Origin of the sequence: Pseudomonas aylmerensis (genome assembly GCF_001702265.1) — a bacterium.
Classification (GTDB): domain Bacteria; phylum Pseudomonadota; class Gammaproteobacteria; order Pseudomonadales; family Pseudomonadaceae; genus Aquipseudomonas; species Aquipseudomonas aylmerensis.
This window is the reverse complement of the sequence record NZ_MAUE01000045.1, coordinates 155,257-168,489: the sequence shown is the minus strand read 5'-3', so window position 1 is coordinate 168,489 and position 13,233 is coordinate 155,257. Positions and strand designations below refer to the sequence as shown.

Below are 13,233 nucleotides of genomic sequence, written 5' to 3'. Positions count from 1 at the left end.
GGCACGCCAGCTCCCATATTTGCTTTACAGTGTGGGCGACCGCTAGCGCGGCTCGATATGCGCGATCATCAACTGCACGGTTTCCTGCCCACGGAACTCGTTCACGTCCAGCTTGTAGGCCAATTCCACCCAACGCACTGTCGGGTTCGGCCAGACCTCACGGTCCACCCCAAACGCAATGCCATCGAGCTTCACCGAGCCGCATTCGCTCTTGAGCACCACCTTCAGGTGCCGCTCCCCCACCACGCGCTGTTCTACCAGCTGAAATACCCCATGGAACAACGGCTCGGGAAAGTGCTGCCCCCACGGCCCGGCATGCCGCAAGGCGCGCGCCAGTTCGAGGTGAAACTCTTCAACCGCCAGGGTGCCGTCGGACAGCAGGCGCCCGGTAAGGTCTTCTTCGCGCAGTTGCCGACGCACTTCAGCATCAAAGGCTTCGGCAAACAGTGGGAAATTCGCCTCGGGCAATGTCAGACCCGCCGCCATGGCGTGACCGCCGTATTTGGCGATCAGGTTGGGATGCTGGCTTGCGACCACCGCCAGGGCATCACGGATGTGGAAACCCGGCACCGAGCGCCCAGAGCCCTTGAGCAGGCCATCACCGGCGTCGGCGAAGGCGATGGTCGGGCGGAAGTAACGCTCCTTCATGCGCGACGCCAGAATCCCGATCACGCCCTGGTGCCACTCCGGGTCGAACAGGCACAACCCATAGGGCATCGACTCCACCGGCAGGTCCTTGAGCTGGGCCAGGGCCTCGCGCTGCATGCCTTGTTCGATGGATTTGCGGTCCTGGTTCATGCCGTCCAATTGCGCGGCCATTTCCCGCGCCGCCGCGAAATCAGTGGTGAGCAGGCATTCGATGCCCAGGCTCATGTCATCCAGGCGTCCGGCGGCGTTCAGGCGTGGCCCGAGGATAAAGCCGAGGTCGGTGGAGGTAATCCGCGCGGCATCGCGCTTGGCCACTTCAAGGATCGCCTTGATCCCCGGCCGCGCGCGACCGGCGCGAATACGCTCCAGGCCCTGATGCACGAGGATGCGGTTGTTGGCATCCAGAGGCACCACGTCGGCCACGCTGCCCAGGGCCACCAGGTCGAGCAGTTCGCCGATGTTCGGCTGGGGCTTGTTGTCGTACCAGCCCAGGCTGCGCAAACGCGCGCGCAGGGCCATCAGCACATAGAAGATCACGCCCACGCCGGCCAATGCCTTGCTCGGGAACTCACAGCCCGGCTGGTTCGGGTTGACGATGGCGTCCGCCGCCGGCAATTCATCCCCCGGCAAGTGGTGGTCGGTGACCAGTACCTGCAACCCCGCCGCCTTCGCCGCCGCCACGCCTTCGACACTGGAGATGCCGTTGTCCACGGTGATCAGCAACTGCGGCTCCCGCTGCAGGGCCACCGCGACGATTTCCGGGGTCAGGCCATAGCCATATTCAAACCGGTTGGGCACCAGGTAGTCGACATGCGCCGCCCCGAGCAGACGCAAGCCAAGGGTGCCCACGGTGCTGGCGGTGGCGCCATCGGCGTCGAAGTCGCCCACGATCAGGATGCGCTGGCGCTGCTCCAATGCGGTCACCAGCAGGTCCACTGCCGCGTCGATGCCCTTGAGTTGCTGATAGGGAATCAACCGCGCCAGGCTTTTGTCCAGTTCAGCCTCGGACTGCACCCCGCGCGCGGCGTAGAGACGCGTCAACAGCGGTGGCAATTCACCGAGAAACGGCAGGACAGCAGGCAACGGGCGAGGATCGATACGCATGGGGTGACAGGAGCTTCTCTTCTAATACAACGGTTAAACAACAATGCTGAAAGCAACATGGATCAACTGTAGGAGCCGGCTTCTGTGGGAGCGGGCATGTGTGGGAGCTGGCTTGCCTGCGATGCAGACACCTCGGTCTTTCAGCTATACCGAGGTGATGCATGCGCGAGCAAGCCCGCTCCCACACAACCCAGCGCCCACAGGTTCAGCCGCGCTCGCCGACCAGCCACTGCAGCTGCACTTCATGCTGGCCGCGATCATCGGTCACGAAGATCGTGCCTTCGCTGATCATCACGTCCCACTTGATCACGCGCGGCATGTCCTTGGCCAGGGTCTCGAGGACGTCCTGCGGCACCGCAGCGATGTGCACGTTCTTCAGGTTGTTGGCCACGGGCACCACTTTGCCTTCCCACACACGCAAGCTGCCGTAGGCCAGCAGGCTGGTGCGCTCGGTGCGACGCGAGCACCAGGTCAGGCGGTCGGCATCCGGCTGGCCGACTTCGATCCAGTGCAGGACCCGGTCATCCAGGCTTTTTTCCCACAGGGCTGGCTCGTCTACATCTGACAGGCCACGCCCGAACGACAACTGCTCGTTGTACCAGAGGGCGTAGGCCAGCAGACGCACGGTCATGCGCTCTTCGGTTTCCGAAGGGTGGCGGGCGATGGTCTGCTTGACGCTCTCGTACACCGAGCGGTCGAGGTCGGTGAGGTTGAGTTCGAATTTGTAGGTCGTGGACGGCTGGGCCATGAACGGACTTCTAGAGACAGGAAAAGGCGGCCAGTCTAACCGATGGCGAGGCCATTCAACGAATCCTGCGCTGCATCATCCTTATCCCTGGGCCGCTCGCCTATGTTAAAAGGCTTCACACCACCGCCCCGCGCAGAAAAGGATCCTCATGTCGTTTAATGCCAAACCGCTTGCCGGCCTGAAAGTCATCGAACTCGGCACCCTGATCGCCGGCCCGTTCGCCTCACGCATCTGCGCCGAATTCGGTGCCGAGGTGATCAAGGTGGAATCGCCGGATGGCGGTGACCCGCTGCGCAAGTGGCGCAAGCTGTATGAAGGCACGTCACTGTGGTGGTTTGTGCAGGCGCGCAACAAGAAGTCGCTGACGCTGAACCTCAAGCACCCGGACGGCCTGGCGATCCTGAAGCAGCTGCTGGCCGATGCCGACATCCTGATCGAGAATTTCCGCCCCGGCGTGCTGGAAAAACTCGGCCTGGGCTGGGAAACCCTGCATGCGCTCAACCCCAAACTGGTCATGGTACGTCTCTCCGGCTTTGGCCAGACCGGACCGATGAAGGACCAGCCAGGTTTCGGCGCGGTGGGCGAATCCATGGGCGGGCTGCGCTACATCACCGGTTTCGAGGACCGCCCACCGGTGCGCACCGGGATCTCCATCGGCGACTCCATCGCTGCGCTGTGGGCCGTGATCGGAGCGCTGATGGCGCTGCGTCATCGCGAAGTCAACGGCGGCCTGGGCCAGGTGGTCGACGTGGCGCTGTACGAAGCCATCTTCGCGATGATGGAAAGCATGATCCCCGAGTTCGATGTGTTCGGCTTTATTCGCGAACGTACCGGCAACATCATGCCCGGCATCACCCCATCGTCGATCCACACCAGCGCGGACGGCAAGCACGTGCAGATTGGCGCCAACGGCGATGCGATCTTCAAGCGCTTCATGTCGGCCATCGGTCGCGAAGACCTGGCCAACGATCCTGCACTTGCCAGCAACGACGGGCGGGACAGCCGCCGCGACGAGCTGTATGGCGTGATCGACCGCTGGGTCAACGCGCTGCCCCTGGAGCAGGTGGTGGAGCAGTTGAATCAGGCCGAGGTACCCGCCAGCCGTATCTACAGTGCCGAAGACATGCTCGGCGACCCGCAATTCCTGGCCCGGGAGATGTTCCTCAAGGCCCAGCTCCCGGGCGGCAAAGACTTCAAGATGCCCGGGATCGTGCCCAAGCTGTCGGACACGCCGGGCAGTTGCGAATGGGTAGGGCCACAGTTGGGCGAACACAACGGCGTGGTGCTGGGTGAGCTGGGATACGACGCCGCTGCCATCGTCCGCTTGCGTGAGGAAGGCGCAATCTAATGGCGTCCCGGTGCAAACGCTGGCTCTTGAAACTGGGCGTCGCCACCCTGATGGCCGGCGGCTGGCTCTCGTCAGCACGGGCCGAAGACACGCTGATCTGGCTGCTGCGCGATTTGCCGCCGCTGACCATTTTCGAAGGACCGAGCAAAGGCCAGGGCGCATTGGACCAGTTGCTGCCAATCCTGGCCGTGCGTCTGCCGGAGTATCGTCACCAGGTGCTGCACGTCAACCGCGCGCGCGGCACGCAAATGTTGCGCGAATCCTCGTTCACCTGTGACCCCTCGTTGCTGTGGACGCCGGAGCGGGCCAAGTACGTGGTGTTTTCTCGCCAGGCGTTTGCAGTGCCCAGCAACGGCGTGACGATCCGGCGCAGCCTGCAGGACTCCATGGCGTCGTTTATCGTGGACGGCCAGTTCGACCTGCAAGCATTTCTCGATGCTCACAGGACGCGGGTGGGCGCCACGGCGGAGCGCAGCTACGGGCCAGTCATCGATGAGCAACTCAAACACGTCGACGCGCACAAACTCGCCCTCCACTACGGCAACGACGCCCTCGGCAGCTTGTTGCAAATGCAGCGCCTCGGACGGTTGGAGGCGGTATTGGGTTATTGGCCGGAAATCCGCTATCACGCACTGCAACAGGGGATTGCGTCCAACGACCTGAGTTTCTATCCGATCAAAGGCACAGCGCCCTACCAACGCACGCATATCGCGTGCTCGGATACGCCCCAGGGGCGCGAGGCCATCGAACGGATCGACCAGGTGCTGCTCGACATCCCTCAGGAACGCGTGCAGCAGTCCTACGCCGCGTGGCTGGATCCGCTCATGCGAGAGCAGTACCTGCGCGACAACCCAAGGTTTTTCCAGGATTCACCCGTGCCGTGACAAATCGCGGGCAAAAAGAAACCCCGAAGAGTGGGGAGACACTTCGGGGTTAAACGTGGCCTTACAAAGACCAGTACAACAAGGCACAAACACCGGAGCACAATGTTTGCTCTTGCTGTTACAAAATCTGACAGGCCCTGCAGTCGGAAGTTTCCGCGTATAAACAATTCTTCATGCGACAGCAGCGCTGCGGGTCTGGGCAGCATTGCGCAAGGCCGCGATAACCGAGGGCTCCAGACGCCCTTCGGCGATCTTGAGGTCGCGCAGCAGGCAATCCACAACATCCACCAGCACGCGTTTATCCATCAATTGCGCCTGGTCGACTTCACGCTCGACCACAATCGCGCCAGCAGGGTTTTTCACCGTCACCAGGCATTCGCCCTGCACGCCAGAGGTGGTCAGCGTAACCAGATAAGGGCTCAGTGCTTCTTCGAGCAATAGGCTGATACTTTCCATCTCGATCACCACTCAATAGTTCGGGAACAATCGTTTCAACGGGAGCTGCATCTATCCTAAGTGACTGGTTGTGACGTAGGAAAGTTCGCTTTTTCGTCTTTATGGGGCCGTCAGGGAGTGACGAGGACCAGCATGCGCCAGCAACATGACAACGAAAAAACGGCGGCACATAAGTGCTTACGCAATGGGCTGCCGTTTTGGGGTTCGCCGGGCGCGCAGGTCGGGGGTGAATCCTATACTCGGTGAGCGCTGGTCACTCTGCAATGCAGGCAAAGGCGCATGTGAAAAGGCCCTTATTACGAAGGATGATTACGATGGCGGAACCAAATGAACACCAGACGTCGACAGACAGAATGCACGCCGAGGTATCACGTATTTTTGCTGAAATAGCACGTATGAACGCAGAGCAAAACAAACTCAACAAAGAATCCCTGAAGATAACCTGTGAGACTTTCTGGTACCCGGTGGGTATCGCGACAGGGTTCTATGCTGCAGTTGGCACCGTCATAGTCGTCGCCCAGAAACTGTTCTCGTAACACGAGACCGGGCCTGCCATAAAAAACGCCGCTGACCCAAGGATGGGAAAGCGGCGTCTTTGCCTGCGCAGTTCGCCTTACAAAGGCTTGCCGCGATTGCCATGCTGGCTGACAAACGCCTGCACTGCCTTCAGGTCATTGGCCAATACGGTGCAACGCTCTTCACGCTCGAACAGGTTAGCCAAGTGCTCCGGCAGCTCCAGCGCCTTGCCGACACCCGCCTTTTCCACCGCTTCGGGGAATTTGACCGGGTGCGCAGTGCCGAGGATCACCATCGGGATGTCCAGGCTGCGACGGCATTCGCGGGCGGCCTTCACGCCGATGGCGGTGTGCGGGTCAAGCACCTCGCCGGTCTGGGCGTAGACTTCGGCGATGGTCGCGCAGGTTTGTTCATCATCCACGGCCAGCGAGTCGAACAGCTTGCGGGTTTCGGTCCAGCGCTCTTGCTCGACGCTGAAACCGCCACCTTGCTTGAAGCTGTTCATCAACTCGGCCAGGGCCGCGCCATTGCGACCGTGCATATCGAACAGCAAGCGTTCGAAGTTCGACGAAACCATGATGTCCATGGACGGCGACAGGGTCGCGTGCAGGGTTTCCTTGACGTACTGGTTGCCGCTCATGAAGCGGTGCAGGATGTCGTTGCGGTTGGTGGCGACGATCAACTGGTTGATCGGCAGGCCCATGTTGCGGGCCAGGTAGCCGGCGAAGATATCGCCGAAGTTGCCGGTCGGCACCGAGAACGACACCGAGCGCGCCGGGCCGCCGAGCTGCAGGGCAGCGTGGAAGTAGTAGACGATCTGGGCCATGATCCGCGCCCAATTGATCGAGTTCACCGCCACCAGGCGCGTGCCCTTGAGGAAGCTCTGGTCGGCAAAGCTGTTCTTGACCATTTCCTGGCAGTCATCGAAGTTGCCTTCGATGGCGATGTTGTGGATGTTCTCGCCGAAGATGGTGGTCATCTGCCGGCGCTGTACTTCCGATACACGCTTGTGCGGGTGCAGGATGAAGATGTCGACGTTTTCGCAGTGCTTGCAACCTTCGATGGCGGCCGAGCCGGTATCACCAGAGGTGGCGCCGATGATCACCACGCGCTCGCCACGCTTCTCCAGCACGTAGTCCAGCAGGCGACCGAGCAGTTGCAGGGCGAAGTCCTTGAACGCCAGGGTCGGGCCGTGGAACAGCTCCAGCACCCACTCGTTGCCGTTCAGTTGACGCAACGGCGCGATGGCGCTGTGGGAAAACACGCCGTAGGTCTCTTCCAGGATCTTCTTGAAGTCGGCATCCGGAATGCTGCCGGTGACGAACGGGCGCATCACCCGAAACGCCAGCTCGTGGTACGGCAGGCCGGCCCACGAAGCGATTTCTTCCTGGGTGAAGCGTGGCAGGTTTTCCGGCACGTACAGGCCGCCGTCGGTGGCAAGGCCTGCCAGCAGGACGTCTTCGAAATTCAGGGCCGGTGCCTGGCCGCGGGTGCTGATGTAACGCATAGGGGCAAACCTTCGGTTTGGGCTGCAAGCTTCAAGTGACAAGCTGCAAGTAACAGCAGATCTGCTTTTACTTGCAGCTTGCAGCTTGGCGCTTGCAGCTGAATTAATTTAGATGTTCGACGCGGATACGGACGACCGGCCCAACCACGCCCTGCAACGCTTCAAGCGCGGCGATGGCATCGTTGATGTGCTGCTCGAGCACGCGGTGGGTCAGCAGGATCATCGGCACCAGGCCATCCTGTTCCTCGACTTCCTTCTGCATGATCGACTCGATGTTGATACCACGCTCCGACAGGATGCTGGCCACCTGGGCCAACACACCCGGATGATCCTTGGCCTGGATCCGCAGGTAGTAGGCGCTTTCGCACGCCTCGATCGGCAGGATCGGATGGGCCGACAGCGAATCCGGCTGGAAGGCCAGGTGCGGCACGCGGTTTTCCGGGTCGCTGGTCATGGCGCGAACCACGTCCACCAGGTCGGCGATCACCGACGAAGCGGTTGGCTCCATGCCGGCACCGGCACCGTAGAACAGCGTCGAACCGGCGGCGTCGCCGTTGACCATCACGGCGTTCATCACGCCATTGACGTTGGCGATCAGGCGGTCAGCCGGGATGAGCGTCGGGTGCACACGCAGCTCGATACCGGCCGGAGTGCTGCGCGCCACGCCCAGGTGCTTGATGCGATAGCCCAGGGCTTCGGCGTAGTTCACGTCGGCAGTCGTCAGCTGGGTGATGCCTTCGGTGTAGGCCTTGTCGAACTGCAGCGGGATACCAAAGGCGATGGACGCCAGGATGGTCAGCTTGTGCGCCGCGTCGATGCCTTCCACGTCAAAGGTCGGGTCGGCTTCGGCATAACCCAGGGCCTGGGCCTCGGCCAGCACGTCTTCGAAGGTACGGCCCTTCTCGCGCATCTCGGTCAGGATGAAGTTGCCAGTGCCGTTGATGATGCCGGCCACCCAGTTGATGCGGTTGGCGGACAGGCCTTCACGGATCGCCTTGATCACCGGGATACCACCGGCCACGGCGGCTTCGAACGCCACGATCACGCCCTTCTCGCGCGCCTTGGCGAAGATCTCGTTGCCGTGCACGGCGATCAGCGCCTTGTTGGCGGTGACCACATGCTTGCCGTTCTCGATGGCCTTGAGCACCAGCTCGCGGGCCACGGTGTAGCCGCCTACCAGCTCGATGACGATATCGATTTCAGGGTTGGTGGCCACGGCGAAGACATCGTTGGTAATCGCAATACCGGTCGTTTGGAACTGAGGCTTTGGCGAACGCGTGGCAATTTGCGCCACTTCAATCCCGCGACCTGCACGGCGGGAAATTTCCTCAGCGTTACGCTGAAGTACGTTAAAGGTGCCGCCACCGACGGTCCCTAACCCACAGATGCCTACTTTGACCGGTTTCACTGAAGAACTCCCCATGAAACGGCCGACGCTAGGTCGGCCGTGGAAAACAGCCGCACAACTGCGGCTTTCAATTAACGACCCGTCGACTGGTCGAAGGGCCTTGCTCGTCAAAGGTTCGACGATGCAGGTTTATTTGGCACTCAGCGCCAGTTTGGCAACTTGTGGCGCCGGCTGGTAGCCCGGAATTACCTGGCCGTCTGCCAAAACGATGGCCGGTGTACCGTTCACGCCAATGGACTGGCCAAGAGCGAACTGCTTGGAAACCGGGTTGGCACATTTGGCCGCCTTGATTTCCTTGCCATCGACCATCTTGTCCATGGCCGCTTTCTTGTCGGCCGAGCACCACACGGCTTGCAGTTGCTCGTCACCCGGCGAGCCGAGGCCCTGGCGCGGGAACGCTACATAGCGCACTTCCACACCAAGCTTGTTCAGCGCCGGCACTTCGGCGTGCAGCTTGTGGCAGTAAGGGCACGTGGTGTCGGTGAACACGGTGATGTGGGTCTTGGTCTCGCCGATGGCCGGGTAAACCACGGTTTCAGCCACCGGAATGCCGTTGATCAGCTTGGACACGCCCAGGCGCTCGGCCTTCTCGGTCAGGTTGACCGGCTTGCCGTCCTTCAACTGGAACAGGTAGCCCTGGACGATGTACTGGCCGTCGGCGCTGGCGTACAGCACACGGCTGCCCTTGAGCTTGACTTCGTACAGGCCGGCCATCGGGCTGGCGCTGATGCTTTCGATCGGGGTGTCGAGCTGCAGGTTGGCCAGGCTCTTGCGAATCGTTTGCTCGGCAGCGTCATCGGCGACAACAAAAGTGGAAACCAACGCAATGGCTGCGGCGGCAATAATCTGGGTCAAGCGCATGGGAACTCCTGAAGGCAGATGCAGGGACGGGAGCAGAACACCGATATGGAAACTCGGGCTGTGGCCGTCCCCTTTGCTAACCGGCAAAGCCTACCACAGTTGGGCCGCAGGGCAGCCCGTGGCAGGATAAATTGGCGGTTTTCAACCGCGCGGATGGTGCTTGGCGTGCATATCCTGCAAGCGTGCACGCGCCACGTGGGTGTAGATCTGGGTGGTGGACAGGTCACTGTGCCCGAGCAACATTTGCACCACGCGCAAATCCGCGCCGTGGTTGAGCAAATGCGTGGCGAACGCATGGCGCAGGGTGTGCGGCGAAAGCGCCTTGCCGATCCCGGCCACCTTGGCCTGGTGCTTGATGCGGTGCCAGAAGGTCTGGCGGGTCATCTGCTCGCCCCGCTGGCTGGGAAACAGCACATCGCTGGGGCGCCCGCCGAGCAATTCACTGCGCCCATCGCGCATGTAGCGCTCGACCCACACGATCGCCTCTTCGCCCATCGGCACCAGCCGCTCCTTGCTGCCCTTGCCCATCACGCGCAGCACGCCCTGGCGCAGGTTGACCTGCTCCAGGGTCAGGCTGATCAACTCGGTCACCCGCAGGCCGCAGGCGTACAGCACCTCGAGCATGGCGCGGTCGCGCTGGCCGATGGCTTCGCTCAAGTCGGGGGCGGCGAGCAAGGCATCCACGTCCGCTTCCGACAGGGATTTGGGCAATGGCCTGCCGAGCTGTGGCATATCGATCTGCAGCGTCGGGTCGACGGCAATCAGTTTTTCCCGCAGCAAATAACGATAAAAGCCACGCACGCCGGAAAGAAATCGCGCGGTGGAGCGCGGCTTGTAGTTCTGCTCAAGGCGCCAGGCCAGGTGATCGAGGATCAGCTCGCGGCCGGCGTTGATCAGTTCGAGATTTTTGTCCTGCAGCCAGCCATTGAACAGCGCGAGATCGCTGCGATAAGCCTGGCGCGTGTTGTCGGACAGGCCTTTTTCCAGCCACAGGGCGTCGAGGAAGCGGTCGATCAGGGGGTGGTCAATGGCGGGCATGAGGGCTCGGACGCTGAAAAAGTAGGTAGATGCTACCCTAGCTGCGCGCTCTGTAGGAGCCGGCTTGCCGGCGATGAGGCCCGCAACGGCACCGCAGTCCTTGAGGCCGCCAGTGCCGGCAAGCCGGCTCCTACGGGGAGTGTTTCAGTCCACGAAACCTGGAAGTACCGGCACCGGGCGCTTGTCGGCGTCAATCGCCACAAAGCTGAACACGCCCTGGATCGCCTTCTCACGGCCATCGGCACTCATGCTCTCGACGAACACTTCGACTTCAACCTTGAGGCTGGTGTTGCCGACTTTGATCACGCGGCCAATCAGCTCAACGATGGAGCCGGCCGGGATGGCGTGATTGAAGTCGATGCGGTCGGTGGAAACCGTGACCAGCGGCAGGCGGCAGAAGCGCGTTGCGGTGATGAACGAGACTTCATCCATCCAGGCCAGGGCGGTGCCGCCGAACAGCGTGTTGTGGTGGTTGGTGGTCGGCGGGAACACGGCCTTGGTCACGTGGGTGACGGACAGGTCGGTGCGGCGCTGGATTTCTTCAAGGCGAGTGGTCATGGAAAAGTACCGGCAGAGGGACAAATTTCAGGCACAAAAAAGCAGCCCGTAGGCTGCTTTTTTCTGCATCGGGAAGCTGGACTTAAGCCAGTTTTTCCTTGATGCGAGCTGCTTTACCGGACAGGTCACGCAGGTAGTACAGCTTGGCTTTACGTACGTCACCGCGACGCTTGACGGCCATGCTGTCGATTTGCGGGCTGTAGGTCTGGAAAGTACGCTCTACGCCAACACCGTTGGAGATTTTACGAACAGTGAAAGCACTGTTCACACCACGGTTACGCTTGGCGATTACCACGCCTTCGAACGCTTGCAGACGCGAACGGTCGCCTTCCTTCACTTTCACCTGAACGACAATAGTGTCGCCCGGGGCAAAGGTAGGGATCTCTTTGGTCATCTGCTCTGCTTCGAGTGCAAGGATGATTTTGTTAGTCATGCTGTGCTCCTAAGGTAAGTCAATGGACCTACCATCGATACGTTGTTAACTATCGTCCCGCGCGAGGATGTATTCCTCGAGCAGCTTCTTCTCTTCTCCAGAAAGCGAGCGGCTTTCCAGAAGATCGGCGCGTCGTTCATAGGTCCGACCAAGGGACTGCTGTAAACGCCAACGCCGGATGTGTGCGTGATTGCCACTTAGCAATACGTCGGGAACACGCTGATCCGCATACACCTCCGGTCGGGTGTAGTGCGGGCAATCCAGCAAACCATCCGTGAAGGAATCTTCCTCCGCGGAGTCCGCATGCCCTAAAGCTCCAGGCAGCAGTCGTGTAACCGCATCTATCAGGACCATCGCCGGCAGCTCGCCGCCAGACAGGACATAGTCCCCAATCGACCACTCTTCATCGACATGAGCTTCAATAAACCGCTCGTCAATGCCTTCATAGCGACCGGCAATCAGGATCAGTGCTTCCTCATTCGCCAGTTCGCGTACCGCAGCCTGTTTCAGCTGGCGGCCTTGAGGGGACAGGTAAATTACCTTCGCCTTCTCCCCGGCAGCTGCCTTGGCCTCAACCAACGCGTCTTCCAGGGGCTTGATCTTCATCACCATGCCCGGGCCACCGCCAAATGGGCGATCGTCCACAGTGTGATGTCGATCCGTCGTGTAGTCTCGCGGGTTCCAACAGGTAAGCTGCAACAGCCCCTGTTTCACCGCCCGACTGGTGATGCCGTACTCGCTGATGGCGGAAAACATCTCGGGAAACAAACTGATCACTTCAATGCGCAAATTAGCCACGCTTAGAAGTCCGCGTCCCATTCCACCTTCATCTCGCCCGCTGCCAGGTCGACGGCCAACACGCATTGCTCGGTATACGGCAACAGGCGTTCGCGATCATCCAGGCTGCCAGCGCAAGGCTTGACCACCATTACATCATTGGCGCCGGTTTCCAGAAGATGATCGATTTTCCCGAGCAATTGCCCCAGTTGATCGATGACCTTCAGACCTTCCAACTGGTACCAGTAGTACTCGCCGTCGGTCAATTCAGGGAACAGGTTGCGCGGCACGCAGATCTCATAACCAGCCAGAAGACGAGCTTCTTCACGATCATCAAGACCCTTGAGCTTTGCGACCAGGAACTTGTCGCTCCCGCGTCCACTGACCAGCTCGACCTGTTTCACACTCCCTTCGCGCTTGAGCGTCCAGGTTTTGTACTGAAGCAGGTTTTCAGTCGGATCAGTAAAGGAATACACCTTCACTTCGCCGCGAACGCCATGAACCGAATAAATCTTGCCGATAACGATCAAATCATCAGCAACAGCTGGCGTCGCGTTCATATTGCTCAGGCTGCGGCCTTAGCCGAGTCCTTCAACAACTTGGCAACACGCTCAGAAGGCTGTGCACCAACGCTCAGCCAGTAGGCTACGCGCTCTTGGTTCACGGACAGGCGGACTTCTTGACCACGAGCGATCGGGTTGTAGAAGCCAACTTGTTCCTTGTGAGAGCCGTCACGTGGGTTGCGGCTGTCAGTTACGGTCAAGTGGTAAAACGGGCGCTTTTTGGAGCCGCCAAGGGCAAGACGGATTGTTAGCATGTGAACATCGTTCCTGTAGTCGGTGCTGCAAATCTAAATGCACAGCGGGCATAGGTGCCCGAAAGGCCGCATATTCTAAGGAATATCCGGACTTTTGCAAATGTCTTTTTCTGGCGCCTATCAGCGTGCC

The 13,233-nt window shown here is 60.5% G+C and carries 15 protein-coding genes; 3 read left to right on the top strand and 12 right to left on the bottom strand.

The genetic code is table 11. The features are described 5' to 3' along the window. Window positions 1-42: 42 nt before the first annotated feature. Window positions 43-1,752: a single-stranded-DNA-specific exonuclease RecJ gene (gene recJ, locus BBG20_RS26530; protein ID WP_065908717.1), complete on the bottom strand. Its 1,710-nt coding sequence runs from the start codon at window positions 1,750-1,752 to the stop codon at window positions 43-45. Between the two features lie 205 nt (window positions 1,753-1,957). Then, window positions 1,958-2,500, bottom strand: coding sequence for a YaeQ family protein (locus tag BBG20_RS26525; RefSeq protein ID WP_065908711.1), 543 nt, complete (start codon window positions 2,498-2,500; stop codon window positions 1,958-1,960). 148 nt (window positions 2,501-2,648) lie between these two features. Between BBG20_RS26525 and BBG20_RS26520 the strand changes: the two genes are divergently transcribed. Together BBG20_RS26520 and BBG20_RS26515 are read left to right on the top strand one after the other, a co-directional pair. Beyond that, window positions 2,649-3,848 (top strand): CaiB/BaiF CoA transferase family protein, encoded by a 1,200-nt coding sequence (locus tag BBG20_RS26520; protein ID WP_065908710.1) that lies wholly within the window; start codon window positions 2,649-2,651, stop codon window positions 3,846-3,848. After that, a complete protein-coding gene (locus BBG20_RS26515; protein WP_065908709.1) occupies window positions 3,848-4,732 on the top strand; it encodes a TIGR02285 family protein in 885 nt (294 codons plus the stop codon). Before BBG20_RS26520 ends, BBG20_RS26515 begins: the two co-directional genes overlap by 1 nt. A 171-nt stretch (window positions 4,733-4,903) precedes the next feature. Here BBG20_RS26515 and BBG20_RS26510 read toward each other — a convergent pair whose 3' ends face one another. Then, entirely contained in the window at window positions 4,904-5,188 is a 285-nt protein-coding gene (locus tag BBG20_RS26510; RefSeq protein ID WP_065908708.1) for a DUF3509 domain-containing protein, read from the bottom strand. Between the two features lie 314 nt (window positions 5,189-5,502). Here BBG20_RS26510 and BBG20_RS26505 point away from each other — a divergent pair, with 314 nt between their 5' ends. Further along, a complete protein-coding gene (locus BBG20_RS26505; RefSeq protein WP_065908706.1) occupies window positions 5,503-5,724 on the top strand; it encodes a hypothetical protein in 222 nt (73 codons plus the stop codon). Window positions 5,725-5,801: 77 nt separating this feature from the next. Here BBG20_RS26505 and thrC read toward each other — a convergent pair whose 3' ends face one another. From thrC to rpsP, 9 genes are all read right to left on the bottom strand, one after another. Beyond that, the gene (gene thrC, locus BBG20_RS26500; RefSeq protein WP_065908704.1) at window positions 5,802-7,211 is read right to left on the bottom strand and encodes a threonine synthase; all 1,410 of its coding nucleotides are present in this window, start codon (window positions 7,209-7,211) and stop codon (window positions 5,802-5,804) included. Between the two features lie 103 nt (window positions 7,212-7,314). After that, window positions 7,315-8,619: a homoserine dehydrogenase gene (locus BBG20_RS26495; RefSeq protein WP_065908702.1), complete on the bottom strand. Its 1,305-nt coding sequence runs from the start codon at window positions 8,617-8,619 to the stop codon at window positions 7,315-7,317. Window positions 8,620-8,748: 129 nt separating this feature from the next. Next, window positions 8,749-9,480 carry a thioredoxin fold domain-containing protein gene (locus BBG20_RS26490; RefSeq protein ID WP_064053737.1) on the bottom strand — a complete coding sequence of 244 codons (732 nt, stop codon included), beginning with the start codon at window positions 9,478-9,480 and terminating at the stop codon, window positions 8,749-8,751. Between the two features lie 141 nt (window positions 9,481-9,621). Beyond that, window positions 9,622-10,518 carry a site-specific tyrosine recombinase XerD gene (xerD, locus tag BBG20_RS26485; RefSeq protein ID WP_065908700.1) on the bottom strand — a complete coding sequence of 299 codons (897 nt, stop codon included), beginning with the start codon at window positions 10,516-10,518 and terminating at the stop codon, window positions 9,622-9,624. Window positions 10,519-10,662: 144 nt separating this feature from the next. After that, complete coding sequence (locus BBG20_RS26480; protein ID WP_003193963.1) at window positions 10,663-11,076, bottom strand: acyl-CoA thioesterase; 414 nt, start codon at window positions 11,074-11,076, stop codon at window positions 10,663-10,665. A gap of 82 nt (window positions 11,077-11,158) precedes the next feature. Beyond that, window positions 11,159-11,509 carry a 50S ribosomal protein L19 gene (rplS, locus tag BBG20_RS26475; protein ID WP_003175895.1) on the bottom strand — a complete coding sequence of 117 codons (351 nt, stop codon included), beginning with the start codon at window positions 11,507-11,509 and terminating at the stop codon, window positions 11,159-11,161. 45 nt (window positions 11,510-11,554) lie between these two features. Beyond that, entirely contained in the window at window positions 11,555-12,328 is a 774-nt protein-coding gene (gene trmD / locus BBG20_RS26470) for a tRNA (guanosine(37)-N1)-methyltransferase TrmD (protein ID WP_177343966.1), read from the bottom strand. After that, the gene (gene rimM / locus BBG20_RS26465; protein ID WP_003175898.1) at window positions 12,310-12,846 is read right to left on the bottom strand and encodes a ribosome maturation factor RimM; all 537 of its coding nucleotides are present in this window, start codon (window positions 12,844-12,846) and stop codon (window positions 12,310-12,312) included. The genes trmD and rimM overlap by 19 nt, the downstream gene beginning before the upstream one ends. Before the next feature lie 5 nt (window positions 12,847-12,851). Next, complete coding sequence (gene rpsP / locus BBG20_RS26460) at window positions 12,852-13,103, bottom strand: 30S ribosomal protein S16 (protein WP_016971935.1); 252 nt, start codon at window positions 13,101-13,103, stop codon at window positions 12,852-12,854. Window positions 13,104-13,233: the final 130 nt, after the last annotated feature.

Bases quoted from the DNA above. Each gene is read 5' to 3' on its own strand.
- trmD (WP_177343966.1), bottom strand. From the start codon at position 12,328: ATGGGACGCGGACTTCTAAGCGTGGCTAATTTGCGCATTGAAGTGATC.
- BBG20_RS26520 (WP_065908710.1), top strand. From the start codon at position 2,649: ATGTCGTTTAATGCCAAACCGCTTGCCGGCCTGAAAGTCATCGAACTC.
- BBG20_RS26525 (WP_065908711.1), bottom strand. From the start codon at position 2,500: ATGGCCCAGCCGTCCACGACCTACAAATTCGAACTCAACCTCACCGAC.
- rplS (WP_003175895.1), bottom strand. From the start codon at position 11,509: ATGACTAACAAAATCATCCTTGCACTCGAAGCAGAGCAGATGACCAAA.
- BBG20_RS26510 (WP_065908708.1), bottom strand. From the start codon at position 5,188: ATGGAAAGTATCAGCCTATTGCTCGAAGAAGCACTGAGCCCTTATCTG.
- BBG20_RS26480 (WP_003193963.1), bottom strand. From the start codon at position 11,076: ATGACCACTCGCCTTGAAGAAATCCAGCGCCGCACCGACCTGTCCGTC.
- BBG20_RS26490 (WP_064053737.1), bottom strand. From the start codon at position 9,480: ATGCGCTTGACCCAGATTATTGCCGCCGCAGCCATTGCGTTGGTTTCC.
- rpsP (WP_016971935.1), bottom strand. From the start codon at position 13,103: ATGCTAACAATCCGTCTTGCCCTTGGCGGCTCCAAAAAGCGCCCGTTT.
- rimM (WP_003175898.1), bottom strand. From the start codon at position 12,846: ATGAACGCGACGCCAGCTGTTGCTGATGATTTGATCGTTATCGGCAAG.
- thrC (WP_065908704.1), bottom strand. From the start codon at position 7,211: ATGCGTTACATCAGCACCCGCGGCCAGGCACCGGCCCTGAATTTCGAA.
- BBG20_RS26505 (WP_065908706.1), top strand. From the start codon at position 5,503: ATGGCGGAACCAAATGAACACCAGACGTCGACAGACAGAATGCACGCC.
- BBG20_RS26515 (WP_065908709.1), top strand. From the start codon at position 3,848: ATGGCGTCCCGGTGCAAACGCTGGCTCTTGAAACTGGGCGTCGCCACC.
- xerD (WP_065908700.1), bottom strand. From the start codon at position 10,518: ATGCCCGCCATTGACCACCCCCTGATCGACCGCTTCCTCGACGCCCTG.
- recJ (WP_065908717.1), bottom strand. From the start codon at position 1,752: ATGCGTATCGATCCTCGCCCGTTGCCTGCTGTCCTGCCGTTTCTCGGT.